This window comes from Actinokineospora enzanensis DSM 44649 (genome assembly GCF_000374445.1).
Classification (GTDB): domain Bacteria; phylum Actinomycetota; class Actinomycetes; order Mycobacteriales; family Pseudonocardiaceae; genus Actinokineospora; species Actinokineospora enzanensis.
This window is the reverse complement of the sequence record NZ_KB894419.1, coordinates 137,510-152,050: the sequence shown is the minus strand read 5'-3', so window position 1 is coordinate 152,050 and position 14,541 is coordinate 137,510. Positions and strand designations below refer to the sequence as shown.

The window sequence follows — 14,541 nt, the reverse complement described above, 5'->3', positions numbered from 1 at the left end:
CCACCACGCGGGATCGCGCCGGTCTCTTCCCACCCGATTTCGTTCGGCCCCCCGGGCCGCACGAAATCGGGTGGGAAGAGACCGGCTAAAGGCGATCCCGCCGCGAGGCGAAGCCGAGCCAAAAACACAGCAGCAGCCCGATCATTCAGTAACCTGCCGCCCACTAGCATGCAAAGGACAAGCCGTCCGAACAGGACACCGAGGACAGTCCGGATTCTCAAACGCCGTATACTCCGGCCCCACAGTAGCCCCCGCAGCCTCCCGAACAATCTCAAGCCAATGCTCAACCCCCTCCCCCCGAACCGGATCCTGCACCCGTTCAGTAGCACCAGTCTTCTTATTCCCCTTAGCCACATACAGCAGCCGCGCACCCCCCGGCTCCCGCCCCACATCAGCAAACGCCCCATACGCGACAGCAAGCTGATAAACAGCCAACTGCGGATGTTCCTGCGCATCATGAGCACTAACCGGAGACTTCCCGGTCTTGATATCCACAATCACCGGCCGCCCCTCGGCATCCACCTCAAGCCGGTCGACACGCCCGCTGACAGTGATCGAGTCCGGCAACTCGACCTTCACCTCACGCTCCACCGCGACCTGCGTCAACTCCCCACGCGTCGCCTGGACCCACCCCAGAAACGTATCCAACATAGCCCGCACACGCTGCTGCTCACGACGCGAGAACCACGGCGCCCCCGCATCCACCGCCGACCACGCACGATCCAGCTCAATCATCAGTTCCTCGCGCGACGCCCCGGAAGCCGCAGCCTGCGCCAAAGCATGCACCAGGGTCCCGGTCACCGCAGCAAGTTCCGCCGGATCCTGCCCACCATGCCGTTCCACCATCCACCGCAACGGACACTTCGCCAATGTCTCCACAGTGGACGGCGACACCCGCACCGGCTGATCCGCCGCCCGCAGCGGCGCCACCGTCGACATCTCCGGCAGTCCGTACCACCCATCCGGATTCGCCCCCGGCACCCCCGCCGCCGCCAAGCGCGCCAACTGTCGCGACGCCAACGCCCGCCGCTCCGGATCCGCCGTTCCATCACACACGACCTGACGCAGGTCCCCCACGAGATCCGCGAGCACCAGGGCACGTTCCTGTTCCGCCATGGGAACCGGCATGTCCATGTCCGCCGTCTCCGCGCCCGCCAGCTCGGCCAGGAACCGCGACGGCTGTTCCTCCTCGCCGCGCACCGCGCTCACCAGCAGCTTCGACCTCGCCCGGGACGCGGCCACGAGCAGCAGCCTGCGTTCCTCGGCGAGTAGCGGCGCGGTCGCCGAAACCTGTTCCCGCACCCCGGAAAGCACGTCCACCAGCCGCTCGACACCCAGCAGCGACCCGCGCAGCCGCAGATCCGGCCAGGCACCTTCCTGCACCCCGGGCACCGCCACGACCGTCCACTCACGACCGGCGGCCGCGTGCGCCGTCAACACCGCGACGGCTTCGCCCTGCGGCGCGCTCGGCGCCAGCGTGTCACCCGCGATCCGTTGGGACACAATGTGTTCCACAAACCCGGCCACACCGGAACCGGGCAACCGCTCGGCATAGCGTTCGGCCGTGTGGAACAGGGCCACGATCGCGTCCAGATCCCGATCCGCCTGCGCGCCAACCGGTCCCCCGCGCGCCGCGACCGCGACCCACCGCGTCTCCAACCCGCTGGCCTGCCACACGTCCCAGAGGATCTGCTCCAGCCCGATGCCGTCCGCGATCCCCTTGCGCACGGACGCGATCAACCCGGCGACCCGGCGGACCGGACCGGCCTCACTGTCGGCGAGCGCGCCGAGCCGGTCGTTGTCCTCAAGAACCTCGACCAACAAGTCGTCACTGGATTTGTCGCCGCCGCCGGTGAGTTCCAGTCGGCGCAAACCACGCCGCAATCGCCGCAGCGCCAATGGATCGGCGCCACCCAGCTGTGAGGACAGCAGCGACTCGGCGATTGTCGGATCCAACAGGGACGGTATGGCCGCGCACCGCAACAGCGTCAGCAACGGCCGAACCGCCGGTTGCTGCGCCAACGGCAACTCATCCCCCGGCGCAGCCACAGGTACACCTGCCGCGGCGAGCGCGCGATGCAGCACCGGTACGGACCGAGTCGCGGACCGCACCAGCACCGCCATATCCACCCACGGCACGCCATCAATCAGGTGCGCGCGCCGCAACTGGTTCGCGACCCAGCTCGCTTCGGCAGCGGCCGATGGGTGCAGCCGCACGGTCACCGTGCCGCCGTCGTCCTTGCCCTTGTCCACGCGCCGGGCCCCGCCGCCGGGCAGCCGCGCGGCCAGGTGCGAGATCGCCTTGCGCACGGCCGGGGCCATCCGGTGGCCGGTGCCGAGCAGGACCGTGCCACCGCCGGGTTCGGCGTCGCGGAGTAAACGGGGATCGGCGCCGCGGAAGGAGAAGATGCCCTGGTCGGGGTCGCCCGCGACGACGAACTCCTTGGCCGCCGCGCCGAGGCTGCGCAGCAGCGCGTACTGCAACGGGTCCAGGTGCTGCGCGTCGTCGACGAGCAGGTAGCGCACGCGGTCACGCTCGGCGGCGAGCAACTCATCGTCGGTGTCGAACGCCAGCAGGGCGCTGGCGACCAGCTCCGCGGCGTCCAAAGCGGGCGCCGTGGTGTGCGCGAGACCGCTGTCCGCGGAGCCGAGCAGCAGCGTGACCTCTTCGTATTGTCGGCCGAACCGACCGGCCGCGACCCACTCGTCCCGACCCTCCGCCTTGCCCAGGTCGATCAGGTCCTCGGGGCCAAGGCCGCGCTCGGCGGCGCGCAGGATCAGGTCCCGCAGCTCCTCGGCGAAGCCGGGCACGCCCAGCGCCGGGCGCAGCCGTTCGGGCCAATGCCGGGCACCCAGCTCGACGTCGCCCACCAGCAGTTCACGGATCACCGCGTCCTGTTCAGGCCCGGACAACAGCCGGGGGCCGGGGCCGTCGCGGAGCATGGCCTGGATGCGCAGGACGGCGAACGCGTAAGAGTGCACGGTGCGCACCAGCGGCTCACGGATGGTGCGCGGCGCGCCCTCCTCGGTGAGCCGTGCCGTGATGCGTCCGCGCAGGTCGGCGGCGGCACGCCGGTTCGCGGTGAGGACCAGCAGCTGCTGCGGGTCGACGCCGCCGCGCAGGATCCGGTCGGCGGCCAGCTCGGCGAGCAGGGTGGTCTTGCCGGTGCCGGGACCGCCCAGGACGCGTACGAAGCCGTCCGCGCCGGTGAGCACGTGCCGGGCCTCGTCGGTCCACCGGAGGGTGCGCGCCGCCCCCGCGGGCTTGCGCACGAGCCGCGGCGCGATCGGGGACTTCCCGGCGACCATCCGCCGATTGGACCACGGCCCCGCCGGGCACTCGGACGCGGCACGCCGGTCGCGCTCATACCACTACCGGCGGAAGCCCGCCACGTGCGGGTTTGCGGTGACCACGACGCTCCGCGACTGCGCGCACCGCACGGGGTGACAGGTTGTCGGTGCCCGGTGGGAAGCTGGGCGCCTGGTACGGAGGGAGTCTCGGTGGACGAGGAACTGCACGAGCGGGTGCGCGCGGCGATCAGGTCGATCCCGCCCGGCCACGTGGCGACCTATGGCGACATCGCGGACCTGACCCGCGCGCCGTCGCCACGGTTGATCGGGAAGATCCTGTCCGAGGACGGCCACGACCTGCCGTGGCACCGGGTGCTGCGGGCGAACGGGACCCCGGCCCCGCACCTGGCCCGGGAGCAGCTGGAACGCCTGCGCGCGGAGGGTGTCCTGGCGGATGGGGAGAAGGTGGACCTGCGCACCTACCGCTGGGCGGACGTGCTGCCGGAACCGGAGCCTGGCCTGTTCGACCAGCTGTGATCAGGTGGTGCGCTTGCCGACGGAGGCGTCGAGGCCGAGCATCTCCAGCAGCCGCTGGCAGTCCGCCGCGTCCGACGCGTGGTCGGCCACGGTGCGGGCCGCCTTGCTGCACTGTTCCGCGTTGTGCAGGGTTTCCACCTCGCGCGCCGCGACGATTCTGCCGGGCGACGGGGCGGTCTTCTGGGCGAGCGTCATTGAATCGCACCTTCCTGGGGACGGCCGTCCGCGGATGAGCATCGAGCTCACAGGGTTTCCGAAAACCGGCCTACCGGGGTGCGAGTCACTCTTTCAGCCCAATCCCGTCCAGACAAGGGGTCGACGGGACCGGTTGCGTTAAATGACGGTGAGCGACCGACCGGTCACCGCCCTGTCGGCCGATCACCCGCTGTCCCACCGATCTTGCGGCGAGTGAAGGCGACCAGGCCGGAGAGCAGGAACACCGCACCCGCGATGACCGCGAGCAGTCCGATATCCATACCGTTGAGACGTCCGACGGCGGACCGGGGTTGGCCCGCCGCCGGGGAATTCTTTCGAGCAGTCCACAATGGATCATCGGATGAGACCACGGATCAAGCATTTCCGCCGGTCAACCGCGCTTCGATCGCGGCCGACGCGGCCCTGCTCCTGAAACCCGATCACCGCAACCGCCACACGCCCTTGCCGCATCAGCGACAGGCGCGGCCCAGTTGTGTAAACAACTACTTGGCTGTCCGACTATTGCCCTACCGGCAACAACCCGCGAACACTTACCGTGAACGAGTGCCCATTGCCGAGGACGCCCACCGCCTGGCGTCCTCGACCGCACAGGTCATGGTCATCCAGCGGCCCGGACGGGGCGGTCATGGAGTCGACCAGCGGCTGGGATGACCAGTACTACGCCGCGATCGAGTGGTTCGGCGGGCAGCCCGGGAAGCGCATCCCTCGAACGGCGGCACATGTCGAGGTCAAACTCGCCGTGCACGCGCGGCTCAATAAGATCACGAACCTGACATTAGCGATAAACAACGTGCCGTGCACCGGCAGGTTCGGGTGCGACACCCTGATCCCGCACATTCTCCCCAGCGGCTACACTATGATCGTCCACGGCGCGAACGGATTCCTTGGCACATATCACGGAAGGGCCGAACCATGATCGCGGTAGAGGCCTATTACCAAGACGATTCCCCGGTGATCCTGCGGACTGCCGACGACATTGCCGCCTTGCTGACGCAGGTGCGAGCCGACTCTCGATCGCACGGCTGCCCCCCTGTTGATGCTCTGGTATGTCCAGGGTGAACCGGATACCCCCGAGTTCGGGGTGGGTGTCAATGACGACCGCGGTTCGCTGTCCTATTCCGGCCGGAACGCGCCGGGACTGTGGTTCACCCTTGGGAACTCCGGCTCCGTCGATGACCTACTCGGCTACGACTACATGAGCAATGAGCAACCCACACCCGCCAACAGTGAGATCCCCTTCGAAGACGTTGTCCGAGCGGCCACCGAGTTCCTGGTGAGCGGCAGCCGTCCGGCGTCGGTGGAATGGCAGAAGTTGGCGTGAGGGGTCAGCGCTGGGGCCACATCGAGTAGATCGTGTTGTCCTCGTCCGCGCATACAACCTGCGGCAGGGCCGGTTCGCGGACCTGGTTGCAGGCCATGGGCCCGATCTTGTACGCGGGCAGGTCCGTCCTCGGGTCCCGGCGTTCGGCGTAGTAGTCGAACAGGATGGCGGCGGCCTGGTCGCAGGTGAGGCGGCCGTTGGGGGTTTCGACGACGACGGCGAGCATGTTCTTGCCGAGAGCGCCCTTGAACGGGCGGTCGCAGTACTGGGCGGGGGCGCTCTCGTCGATCGCCGGAATGCCGGGGTTCGCGGTCTTCGGGCTGGACGACACCGACAGCTCGGTGGTGGTGTGGGATGGGCGCTTGCCGGTGGACGTGATGGGCACGATGGACGTCGCGGGCGTCGACGTGGTGTGCGTCGATGTGACAGGCGTGGTGGTGGCCGTCAAGGGCGGGGCAGCGGGGCTGGCCTGGTCCTTGGTGCCGCAGGCGGCCAGCAGCAGGGCGAGCAGGGGCAGGGCGAGCGTGGACCTCATGCTCGCTGGGTCGACCGGGTTCGCCCGTCCGTTACGGACCGTCCCTTGTGGGCGGCGCCACGATAGGTGGAATCCGCGCACGGAGGGCGGCGCGATCGGGCCGCACCCCCTACGGTTTGCGCGTGCTCCTCCGACCCACCGCCGCCCTGCTGTTGGCCGGGCTGGCTCTCGCGGGCTGCGAAAGTCCCGCCGCGTCCCCGCCCGTCGAGGCCCGGTCCACGTTCACCACCACGACCGAGCCCCCGCCGACCTCCCGCACCCCCGTACCCGGGATCACCGTCGGCTCGCCGAAGATCGTGCCCGCCACCGTCGACTGCGCCGGTTACCTGCCCACGTTCGCCAAAGCCACCGGCGTCAAACCCGATCTCCTCCAGGAAAGCACCGCGGACCTGTGCCGTTATCGCCTGCCTTATCCGACCGGCACCACGTTCGCGTCCGTCTTCTTCCGCGCGGAACCGCCCGGTACCCCGAGCTACATCCCGGTGGCGGATGTCGACGGCAACTCCGCGTTCGCCGTGTCCGGCGGGAATCCGAGCGCCTGTGGGCTTTCGATCGCGCTCGATCCCTATCTGGAACCGGCCGAGCACGGTTCACACCTGACCGTGTTGGGCGGTTTCACCAACGCGCCGTGCCCCACGGTGGCGCGGAAGATCGCGGATGCCGTGTTCGAGCACCTCACCGACGCCTGACACTCCATTGTAGACAGATCAGCATTGCAGACAGATCAGCACAACGGCAGACAAGTCAGAGCAGCGGCCCGATCACCTGGGCCGCGCGCTCCAACCCGCGCATGGACCGCGGGGTCGACTTGGGGTGCAACGCGTGCACGGCAAGGCGGAACAGCAACGCGCGCAACAGCGCCTGCGGCCACTCCGGCAGATGACCCCACCGCTTCGGTAGCGCCTCGTCCGCGCCGCCCCACGCGACCGCGTCGACCGCGACGACCGCCGCGGCCCACTCCGGTGGGCGGTGGAACGCGGTGAAGTCCATGATCCCGGGCGCGGCGTCGCCGTCGAAGAGCAGGTTGCCGAACAGGTCGCCGTGCACGACCTGCGCGGTCAGGCCGATCTCCTTGCGGGACTCGGCGTAGATGCCGAACAGCCTGCCGCCCAGTGACGGGTCGAGCTGGACCTTGTCGTCCTCGCCCCAGGCCGCGCGGTCGGCCATGGCGAACACGTCTGCGCGCCCCTGCAGGAACCGCGGCCGGTTCAGGCCCGCGGTGGCCTTGTGCAGCCGCAGCGACGCCGAGATCACCTCGTCGTAGCGCGGCTCGGCGCGGCCGGGGATGAACCGGAACGCGACCCAGCCGCCGACCACGTACCGACCGTCCGAGGAGCGCACCGGGCGGGCCACCCGCAGGTCGGGGACCTCCAGTTCACCCAGGGTCTGCGCGACCCAGGAGGCCTCGGCCGGGTGCACCGCCTGGCGCAGGGCGATCTCGTCGCACCGCCACACCGGGCCGTGCTCGACCAGGACGGGCTCGGCGTTCTTGGCACCGAACGCGGCCCGGACGTGCGGCGGGGGCGGAGTTCTCACGGGCGGGCACGCTACCTGCCCGCCAACGTCCGGGGGCCGCACGACACGTGCCCCGTTCCGTTGATCTTCCCGGTCCCCGGTCGGGGCACGAGCACCGAGACCTCAGACTTCCAGGGCGTCGAGAGATGTCGCGACGGTGAACGGCGGCGTGCTCGTACCGGTGATCCGGTAGCGGTCCCAGGGGTCGGGGTCGGACAGCTCGCCTGCCGCCGCACCCTGCGGTGTCCGCAGCACAGCGCCGGTTTTCCGGCCCGCCACGACCGCCGACAACTCCGCGTGCGCGGCGATCCGGCCGTACCAGCGGTAGTAGCCGTCGATCGGCTGGAAGTGGCCGCGTAGCTCGACGGTCACCGCCAGTTCGCGTTCCCCCACGACCAGCGTGGCCCGTCCGGCGTACCCGTCCTCGTCCAGGTGATCCGACATGCCGACTCCTCACCCCGCGGCGGTGTCGCCGTGGGACAACTTGACGATCTTGTTGACGTCCAGCGGCTTGTGCGGGTCGATGGTGACCCCGTAGCCGCGCATGGTGCCGTCGATGGCCGCCCAGATGGTCATGGTCAGGTACTCCACGACCGCGTCCCGGCTCATCGTGCGCCGCTCCAGCCACCACTCGCCGACGTTCTGCACCATGCCGACGATCCCGTGCCCCCACACCTCGGCCCCGCCGGAGTCGATCCGATAGGCCCGCATGTAGTCGCCGAGCAGGCTGGCCAGCGCGCTCGCGATGACCTCCTTGTCCTCGGCGACGATGTCGGAGTCGAGCCGCCGGTCGGCGAACGTGCTGCGCACCAGCAGCCGGTAGAGGTTCGGATACTCCTCGATGATCGAGAAGAACGCGTCCAGGCTGCGCCGGATCCGCGGCAGCGGCGCCTCCTCCCGGCTCATCGCCGGGATCAGCCGCTCGAACAGGATCTCGGTCCCCCGGTGCCCGAGCGCGACGAACAGGTCGGCCTTGTCGGTGAAGTGCCGGTACAGCACCGGTTTGGTCACCCCGGCGGCCGCCGCGACGTGTTCCATCCCCAGGTCCGGCCCGTGCTCGGCCAGCGCGCGCAGGGCGGCCTCGACGAACTCCTCCCGCCGCGCGGCCCGGTGCGACTTCCACCGGTCCCGCCGGGCGTCCCCGGAGCCGCCCGCCGCCCCGGCCATGCCCGGCCGCTTGACACGATCCACCATGCGACTCATGCTACCAGAAGTAACTGTTACCCCAAGTTACGCGTGCCGGAGCCGCCCGCGTGGAGGAGTGACCGCCCGATGAGCCGAGCGCTGCAGGTCGCCAAGGTAGCCGACCGCGAGAAGACCGCCGCCCGCTTACTCAAGTCCTCCGCCGACAAGTTCTACGACCCGGACATCGACATCGACTGGGACGCCCCTATCCCGGCCGACAAGCATTTCCACCCGGAACACCGGATATCGCTGTACGGAACCGAGATCTGGGACCGGCTCACCCCGGAACAGCGCCTGGAACTGGGCAAGCACGAAATCGCCAGCATCGCCTCCACCGGCATCTTCTTCGAGGTCCTGCTGATGCAGATGCTGCTCAAACAGGTCTATAAACACGACCCCACCACCGACCACGTCCACTATCTCCTGGCCGAGATAGCCGATGAGTGCCGCCATTCCACCATGTTCGGCAAAGCCTGCCGTCGTTTCTCCGTCCCCGCCTATGGCCCCCGCCGCTGGGTGAAGAACCTCGCCAAGATCCTGCCGCTACTGGGCCGAGGCCCGTCGGCCTACGCGGCGATCCTGGTGGCCGAGGAAGTCCTGGACCGCATGCAGCGGGAGAACATGGCCGATCCCGAGCTGCAACCCTTGATCCGCATGGTCAACCGGATCCACGTGCTCGAAGAGGCCCGCCACGTCACTTTCGCCCGCCAGGAAGTGGCCAAGGGCATGGCCCGCGCGGGTTGGCTCGCCAAGCACTACCACCGGGCCCTCACCGCGTTCGTCTCGTATTTCGTGGCCCTGAGCCTCATCAACCCCAAGGTCTACAAAGCGGTCGGCCTGGACCCGAGGGTGGCGTGGAAGGCGGCCAAGGCCAACCCCCATTTCCAGGAGACCATGCGTTTCTGGGGCGAACGCATCATGAAGTTCCTGACCGAGGCCGACCTGGTCGGCGGCCCGGGAATGCTCCTGTGGCGCCGCTCGATGCTGCTCGCCACATGACCGCCCACCTGAACGTCGTCGATGCGGGCTCCGGCCCGGTGACCGTGGTCCTGGTGCACGGCTGGACCATGGACCACACCTGCTGGGACCCGGTCGTCGAGCGCCTGGCCGGTGTCCGCGTCCTCCGCTTCGACCTGCGCGGCCACGGCCGGTCCGACCCGGCCCCGCCGGGCACCGCGTCGATCGCCCAGGTCGCCGACGACCTGGCCGACCTGATCACGACCCGCGTCCCGGACGGCCCGATCGTCCTGGCAGGCCACTCCCTGGGCGGCATGGCCCTGATGGCCCTGGCCGAACGCCATCCCGACCTGATCACCGACCGGGTGACCGGCGTCGCCTTCGTGGCAACGACTTCCGGCGGCCTTTCCCAGCTGACGCTCGGCCTCCCGAGGCGCATCGCCAAACCCGTGCTGTATCTGGAGAAGCTCCTCAACCGCCGGTTAGGCGGGTCCCGCCGCCCAAGTCTTCTCGGCCGCTACAGCGCCTGGGCCCGCCCCGGTGTGCGCTGGCTCGTGTTCGGCAGGAAACCACTCGGAGCACACATCACGGCCGCGGCCGCCCAGGTAGGCCGCTGCAACCCCGCCAACATGGTCGAGTTCCGCGATTCCCTCAACGAACACGAACGACTCGAAGCCCTGACCACGTACCAAGGCGTCCAGGCAATCGTCCTGTCCGGCGGCCGAGACCGACTGTGCCCGACGCGAGATGCCCGAACAATCGCAAACGCCTTGCCGAACTCACGCCTTGCCATCTACCCGGACGCGGGCCACATGCTCACCTACGAACGAGCGCAAGAAGTAGCCACCCACCTGAACCGTCTGGTGACAGGCGCCCCTATCCAAGCCAGCTCTTCCAAGTAGGCAACAAAATCTCCATCAGCCCTTCTGGATTCTCCACCGCGGGCGAATGCCCAGCCCCCCGGATCACCCAGAAATCCGCATCCAACCGCTCCGCCATATCCCGCTGCACCACCGGTGGCCAAGCATCATCGTCAACCCCACAAGCCACCACACAAGGCGACCCGCCCAACGCCAGCCGGAGCTCGGCCACCAGATCCGGCTCCGTTCGCAGGCCCAGACTCATCCCCAACAACGCCTCGGGCACATTCCGCAAGAACCGGGCATCCAAAAACGTCCGGACCGAATCCCCGAGCCCCTGATGCCGAGGATTCGCGGCGTTCAAGACCTCCATCTGCCGATGCGCCCCCACCACCCCCTGCGCCCGGACCACCGGCTCCCCGATATCCAGTACCAGCCGCCGAGCCCCCTGCGGCAGCTCCCCTGGCCCGGAGCTCAACAACGTCAGCCCGGCCACCTGCGCCCCCTGTAGCAGCGCTCGCCGCACCACCAGCCCGCCGTACGAGTGCCCCAACAGGATCACCGGCCGGTCCAACGACGAGACCAACTCGGCCACCACCCGCCCCAACGGCTCCGGGAAGTAGGCAGCCTCATCGGCAGGCCCAGGCGAGTCCAACTGCCCAGGTAGATCGATCGCGACCGGACTGAACCCCGCCTCGGCGATCGGGTCCAGAATCGGCGCGAAATCCTCTTTGGACCCCGTGAACCCAGGCACCAGCACCACGTACGGCCCGCCGTTGTCCACGCACAGCGCGGCGAGCGGCCCGAGGGTGACCGCCCGCGCCGAGTGACTGCTCAGCTGGGAGTGCATGGCTCCGAGTGTGCCCGGATCAGCGCAGCGCGACCAACGTTTCGCCCCGCTGTTCCAGCACGACCGACCCGATCGCGCCGACTGTCACCGGACCGGTGTAACCGCCGCGGTCGACCGGGATGGTGCCGGTCCGGCTGCCGTCCGCCTGGTCGATCACCGCCAGCCCGCCCGCCACCGGGACCAGCACGCGGCCCGCGTAGACCACTCCGGGCCCGAGCGCGCCCTCCACCGTCCACTGCGGACACAGGTCGGCCGCGCCGAGCGCGACCACCCGGCTGCCGGTGAACCACAGATAGGTGCCGGTGGCCGGGCTGACCAGGGTGTTGCCGCCGACCGGGTCGCCTGCGAGGTCGCTCGCGCCCAGTGTGACCGGGTAGTTGCCGACCCGCTGGCCGTCGGTGGTGTAGACGACGATCGTGTCCGGGTTCGGCAGCACGACGGCCACCATGGCGTCGTTCATCGCGACGATCCTGGCCGAGCCGCCGTCCAGCAGCTGGCTGGTCAGCTCCTCGGGCTTGTCCGAGTCGGCGGGGGCGGCGCGCAGCACGGTGAGCCGGTCGGCGGTGTCGCCCTGGCAGCGCTCGATGACGCCGATCTTGCCCGGCGAGGTGAGCACCGAGTGGTACGTGCAGTCGGTGCGCGGCTGCTTGTCCGGGTTGACGATGGCGGGCACGGTCCCGAACTGGTTGGTGAGCACCAGGTCGGACCGGTAGGTCAGCAGCAGCTTCTGCCCGGTGGTGGTCAGGTAGTCGACCCCGTCGTAGAGCAGGTGCGTATCGACCTCGGCGTCGAGGTCGCGGGTGTCCTCGCGCTCGCCGCTGGTGGACTTGAGCGAGGTCATCTCGCTGCACCCGCCACCCGAGCGGGGGTCACTCGACGGCAGTAGGTCACCGTCGGTCCGGTACACAGCGACAGCGCGCTTCCACGCCGCGCTCACCCCGCACAGCGGCAGGTCGCGCCGGTAGCTCCAGCGCACCGCCCCGGTCTCCGGGTCGCGCCCGTCCACCTCGCCGCCCGCACCGGTGAGCACCGTGGACGCCACGTCGCCGCCCTCGTCGGGCAGCGGCGCCACGGTGATCGGGTGCCAGGTGGCCGGGCTGGGCGCCCGCCACACCTCGCGCAGCGTCGCGGGCACGTCCGTGGCGGGCGGCAGCACCGGGTAGCTGCCCGCGCCGGGATGCGACTCGGTGCGCGCGAACGCGGTGGATCCCCACGTCAGCGGGATGGCTGCGGCCACGACCAGGAAGATCGCGAGAGCGATCACCGGGTCGCGGCGACGGGTGAACCCGCGTCGTTGGCGGGTGGGCAGGGCGGGGACGTGCCCGTCGAGCACGTCCTCCGCGCCGGTGGTGTTGCCGGGCGTCACCCGGTCAGTCTGCGCTGCCCGAGGTGTCACCCGTGTGGGGAGTCCCGGAATCGGTGGCCGCGTCGCCCGCGCCGCCGCCGGAGCGCCGCCTGCGCCGCCGCACCCGGGCGGGCCGGTCGGCCTGCGCGGCGTCCTCGGCCGGGGCCGGGTTGGCACCGACCGGGCTCACCGACTCGGTGCCGGTGTCCGGCCCGGCCTCGGCGCCGACCTCGGCACCGCCGCGACGGCGACGACGCCTGCGCGGCCTGCTGTCGCCCTCGCCCGCCTCGTCGCTCGCGGGCCTGCTGGCCGTGGCCTCTGCGGTGCGGACCCGGCCCGCCCCGGTGGCCCGCACCCGGCGGGACCGGGAGGCGCCGCCGTTGCGGCGCTTGCCGCCGAAGTCCTCCTCCGGCTCGGCGTCCAGACCCGCCCTGGTCCGCTTGCCGATCGGCAGCCTGCCCGTGGAGCCCTCCGGGATACCCAGGTCGGCGTACAGGTGCTCGGAGGTGGAGTAGGTCTCCACCGGCGCGGGCCGGTCCAGGCCGAGCGCGTCGCTGATCGCCTTCCAGCGCGCCTCCTCGTCCCAGTCGACCAGGGTGATCGCCACGCCGGTCTTGCCTGCCCGGCCGGTGCGGCCGATCCGGTGCACGTAGGTCTTCTCGTCCTCCGGGCACTGGTAGTTGATCACGTGCGTGACATCGGTCACGTCGATGCCGCGCGCGGCCACGTCGGTGCACACCAGCACGTCGACCTTGCCAGAGCGGAACGCGCGCAGCGCCTGCTCACGGGCGCCCTGGCCCAGGTCACCGTGCACCGCGCCAGCGGCGAACCCGCGCTCGGTCAGCTCGTCGGCCACCTTCTGCGCGGTCCGCTTGGTCCGGGTGAAGATCATCGTCAAGCCGCGGCCCTCGGCCTGCAGCGAGCGGGCCACCACCTCAACCTTGTCCAGCGAGTGCGCCCGGTAGACGAACTGCTCGGTGCGCTCGTGCACCGCGCTGGCGTCGTTCTCCTCGGCCCGGATGTGCGTGGGCTGGGTGAGGAACGTGCGGGCCAGGGTGATGATCGGGCCCGGCATGGTGGCCGAGAACAGCATCGTCTGCCGCTGGTCGGGGACCATCCGCAGGATGCGCTCGATATCCGGCAGGAAGCCCAGATCGAGCATCTCGTCGGCCTCGTCGAGCACCAGGCCGCTGACCTTGCCCAGCACCAGGTGCTTCTGCTCGGCCAGGTCCAGCAACCGGCCGGGGGTGCCGACGACGATGTCCACGCCCTTGCGCAGCGCGGCCACCTGCGGCTCGTACGGGCGGCCGCCGTAGATGGCGAGCACGCGCACGCCCAGGTGCTTGCCCGCGTCCCGCAGGTCGGCGGTGACCTGCAGGCACAGCTCGCGGGTCGGCACCACGACCAGTGCCTGTGGGGTGCCGTCGCCCGGGGTGGCCGCCCGCTGCAGCAGCGGCACGCCGAAGCCCAGCGTCTTGCCGGTGCCGGTGCGGGCCTGCCCGATCAGGTCCTCGCCCGCCAGCGCCAGCGGCAGCGTCAGCTCCTGGATGGCGAAGGTGCGCTCGATGCCCGCCTCGACGAGCGCGCGCACGATCTCCTCCTTGACCCCGAGCTCGGCGAACGTGGGCGCGTCCGGGTTGACCGAGGCACCCGCGGTGAGCGGGTGCGAGGTGTCGCTCTCGGGGAGCCCGGCCTCGCTGTGCTCCAGCGTCACCGGGTCCAGCTCGTCGGCGCGCGCGGCGGTGTCGCCGCCCGCGGTGTTGTCCTGCGTCAGGGTGATCAGCCTCTCTCGTACCAGCGCGCACTGCCCTGGAGGGCCCTTCTCGACCGCGCCGTCCGCCCCGGACTCGACAGGTCCGGATGGGGCGCGGGAGGGCCTGCGAGGTAGGCGCGCACCCTCTCGCTCGGTCCGCGGGCGGAGGTGCCCGC

Annotated in this window: 15 protein-coding genes; 6 read left to right on the top strand and 9 right to left on the bottom strand. The window is 70.2% G+C overall.

Translation table 11 applies throughout. From position 1 onward, the window contains the following. Positions 1 to 141: 141 nt before the first annotated feature. Positions 142 to 3,309 carry an ATP-dependent helicase gene (locus tag C503_RS0120545; protein WP_018684104.1) on the bottom strand — a complete coding sequence of 1,056 codons (3,168 nt, stop codon included), beginning with the start codon at positions 3,307 to 3,309 and terminating at the stop codon, positions 142 to 144. A gap of 192 nt (positions 3,310 to 3,501) precedes the next feature. Between C503_RS0120545 and C503_RS0120540 the strand changes: the two genes are divergently transcribed. After that, positions 3,502 to 3,828, top strand: a complete 327-nt coding sequence (locus C503_RS0120540; RefSeq protein WP_018684103.1) for an MGMT family protein — start codon at positions 3,502 to 3,504, stop codon at positions 3,826 to 3,828. Here the strand turns inward: C503_RS0120540 and C503_RS40120 are convergent, their stop codons facing one another. Beyond that, the gene (locus C503_RS40120) at positions 3,829 to 4,023 is read right to left on the bottom strand and encodes a hypothetical protein (RefSeq protein WP_018684102.1); all 195 of its coding nucleotides are present in this window, start codon (positions 4,021 to 4,023) and stop codon (positions 3,829 to 3,831) included. Positions 4,024 to 4,669: 646 nt separating this feature from the next. Here C503_RS40120 and C503_RS0120525 point away from each other — a divergent pair. Next, a complete protein-coding gene (locus tag C503_RS0120525; RefSeq protein WP_018684100.1) occupies positions 4,670 to 4,960 on the top strand; it encodes a DddA-like double-stranded DNA deaminase toxin in 291 nt (96 codons plus the stop codon). Positions 4,961 to 5,080: 120 nt separating this feature from the next. After that, positions 5,081 to 5,365, top strand: a complete 285-nt coding sequence (locus C503_RS0120520; RefSeq protein WP_018684099.1) for an Imm1 family immunity protein — start codon at positions 5,081 to 5,083, stop codon at positions 5,363 to 5,365. A 4-nt stretch (positions 5,366 to 5,369) separates the two neighbouring features. On the opposite strand, the gene C503_RS0120515 is transcribed toward C503_RS0120520, so the two are convergent. Then, positions 5,370 to 5,900 (bottom strand): hypothetical protein, encoded by a 531-nt coding sequence (locus C503_RS0120515; RefSeq protein ID WP_018684098.1) that lies wholly within the window; start codon positions 5,898 to 5,900, stop codon positions 5,370 to 5,372. A gap of 122 nt (positions 5,901 to 6,022) precedes the next feature. Here C503_RS0120515 and C503_RS0120510 point away from each other — a divergent pair, with 122 nt between their 5' ends. Next, positions 6,023 to 6,589: a hypothetical protein gene (locus C503_RS0120510; RefSeq protein ID WP_018684097.1), complete on the top strand. Its 567-nt coding sequence runs from the start codon at positions 6,023 to 6,025 to the stop codon at positions 6,587 to 6,589. Positions 6,590 to 6,644: 55 nt separating this feature from the next. On the opposite strand, the gene C503_RS0120505 is transcribed toward C503_RS0120510, so the two are convergent. The 3 genes from C503_RS0120505 to C503_RS0120495 all read right to left on the bottom strand — a co-directional run bounded on the left by C503_RS0120505 (position 6,645) and on the right by C503_RS0120495 (position 8,618). Then, positions 6,645 to 7,436: a TIGR02569 family protein gene (locus C503_RS0120505; RefSeq protein WP_018684096.1), complete on the bottom strand. Its 792-nt coding sequence runs from the start codon at positions 7,434 to 7,436 to the stop codon at positions 6,645 to 6,647. 102 nt (positions 7,437 to 7,538) lie between these two features. After that, entirely contained in the window at positions 7,539 to 7,859 is a 321-nt protein-coding gene (locus C503_RS0120500; RefSeq protein ID WP_018684095.1) for a DUF4873 domain-containing protein, read from the bottom strand. Between the two features lie 9 nt (positions 7,860 to 7,868). Beyond that, the gene (locus tag C503_RS0120495; RefSeq protein ID WP_026316521.1) at positions 7,869 to 8,618 is read right to left on the bottom strand and encodes a TetR/AcrR family transcriptional regulator; all 750 of its coding nucleotides are present in this window, start codon (positions 8,616 to 8,618) and stop codon (positions 7,869 to 7,871) included. 69 nt (positions 8,619 to 8,687) lie between these two features. On the opposite strand from C503_RS0120495, the gene C503_RS0120490 reads away from it, so the two are divergent. Together C503_RS0120490 and C503_RS40115 are read left to right on the top strand one after the other, a co-directional pair. Then, on the top strand, positions 8,688 to 9,599 hold the full coding sequence (locus C503_RS0120490) for an AurF N-oxygenase family protein (protein ID WP_018684093.1): 912 nt from the start codon (positions 8,688 to 8,690) through the stop codon (positions 9,597 to 9,599). After that, positions 9,596 to 10,459, top strand: coding sequence for an alpha/beta fold hydrolase (locus tag C503_RS40115; RefSeq protein ID WP_018684092.1), 864 nt, complete (start codon positions 9,596 to 9,598; stop codon positions 10,457 to 10,459). Before C503_RS0120490 ends, C503_RS40115 begins: the two co-directional genes overlap by 4 nt. Here C503_RS40115 and C503_RS0120480 read toward each other — a convergent pair. The 3 genes from C503_RS0120480 to C503_RS40110 are packed head-to-tail and all read right to left on the bottom strand — an operon-like array spanning position 10,434 to position 14,326. Continuing rightward, positions 10,434 to 11,267, bottom strand: coding sequence for an alpha/beta fold hydrolase (locus C503_RS0120480; RefSeq protein WP_018684091.1), 834 nt, complete (start codon positions 11,265 to 11,267; stop codon positions 10,434 to 10,436). The two genes, C503_RS40115 and C503_RS0120480, sit on opposite strands and share 26 nt — an antisense overlap. Positions 11,268 to 11,286: 19 nt before the next feature. Continuing rightward, complete coding sequence (locus C503_RS0120475) at positions 11,287 to 12,633, bottom strand: Rv3212 family protein (protein ID WP_018684090.1); 1,347 nt, start codon at positions 12,631 to 12,633, stop codon at positions 11,287 to 11,289. A gap of 4 nt (positions 12,634 to 12,637) precedes the next feature. Next, positions 12,638 to 14,326, bottom strand: a complete 1,689-nt coding sequence (locus C503_RS40110; protein WP_018684089.1) for a DEAD/DEAH box helicase — start codon at positions 14,324 to 14,326, stop codon at positions 12,638 to 12,640. Between the last annotated feature and the right edge of the window lie 215 nt (positions 14,327 to 14,541).

Coding starts and splice junctions, on each gene's coding strand:
- C503_RS0120545 (WP_018684104.1), bottom strand. CDS start 3,309: ATGGTCGCCGGGAAGTCCCCGATCGCGCCGCGGCTCGTGCGCAAGCCC.
- C503_RS40120 (WP_018684102.1), bottom strand. CDS start 4,023: ATGACGCTCGCCCAGAAGACCGCCCCGTCGCCCGGCAGAATCGTCGCG.
- C503_RS0120525 (WP_018684100.1), top strand. CDS start 4,670: ATGGAGTCGACCAGCGGCTGGGATGACCAGTACTACGCCGCGATCGAG.
- C503_RS0120520 (WP_018684099.1), top strand. CDS start 5,081: ATGCTCTGGTATGTCCAGGGTGAACCGGATACCCCCGAGTTCGGGGTG.
- C503_RS0120515 (WP_018684098.1), bottom strand. CDS start 5,900: ATGAGGTCCACGCTCGCCCTGCCCCTGCTCGCCCTGCTGCTGGCCGCC.
- C503_RS0120500 (WP_018684095.1), bottom strand. CDS start 7,859: ATGTCGGATCACCTGGACGAGGACGGGTACGCCGGACGGGCCACGCTG.
- C503_RS0120495 (WP_026316521.1), bottom strand. CDS start 8,618: ATGAGTCGCATGGTGGATCGTGTCAAGCGGCCGGGCATGGCCGGGGCG.
- C503_RS0120490 (WP_018684093.1), top strand. CDS start 8,688: ATGAGCCGAGCGCTGCAGGTCGCCAAGGTAGCCGACCGCGAGAAGACC.
- C503_RS40115 (WP_018684092.1), top strand. CDS start 9,596: ATGACCGCCCACCTGAACGTCGTCGATGCGGGCTCCGGCCCGGTGACC.
- C503_RS0120480 (WP_018684091.1), bottom strand. CDS start 11,267: ATGCACTCCCAGCTGAGCAGTCACTCGGCGCGGGCGGTCACCCTCGGG.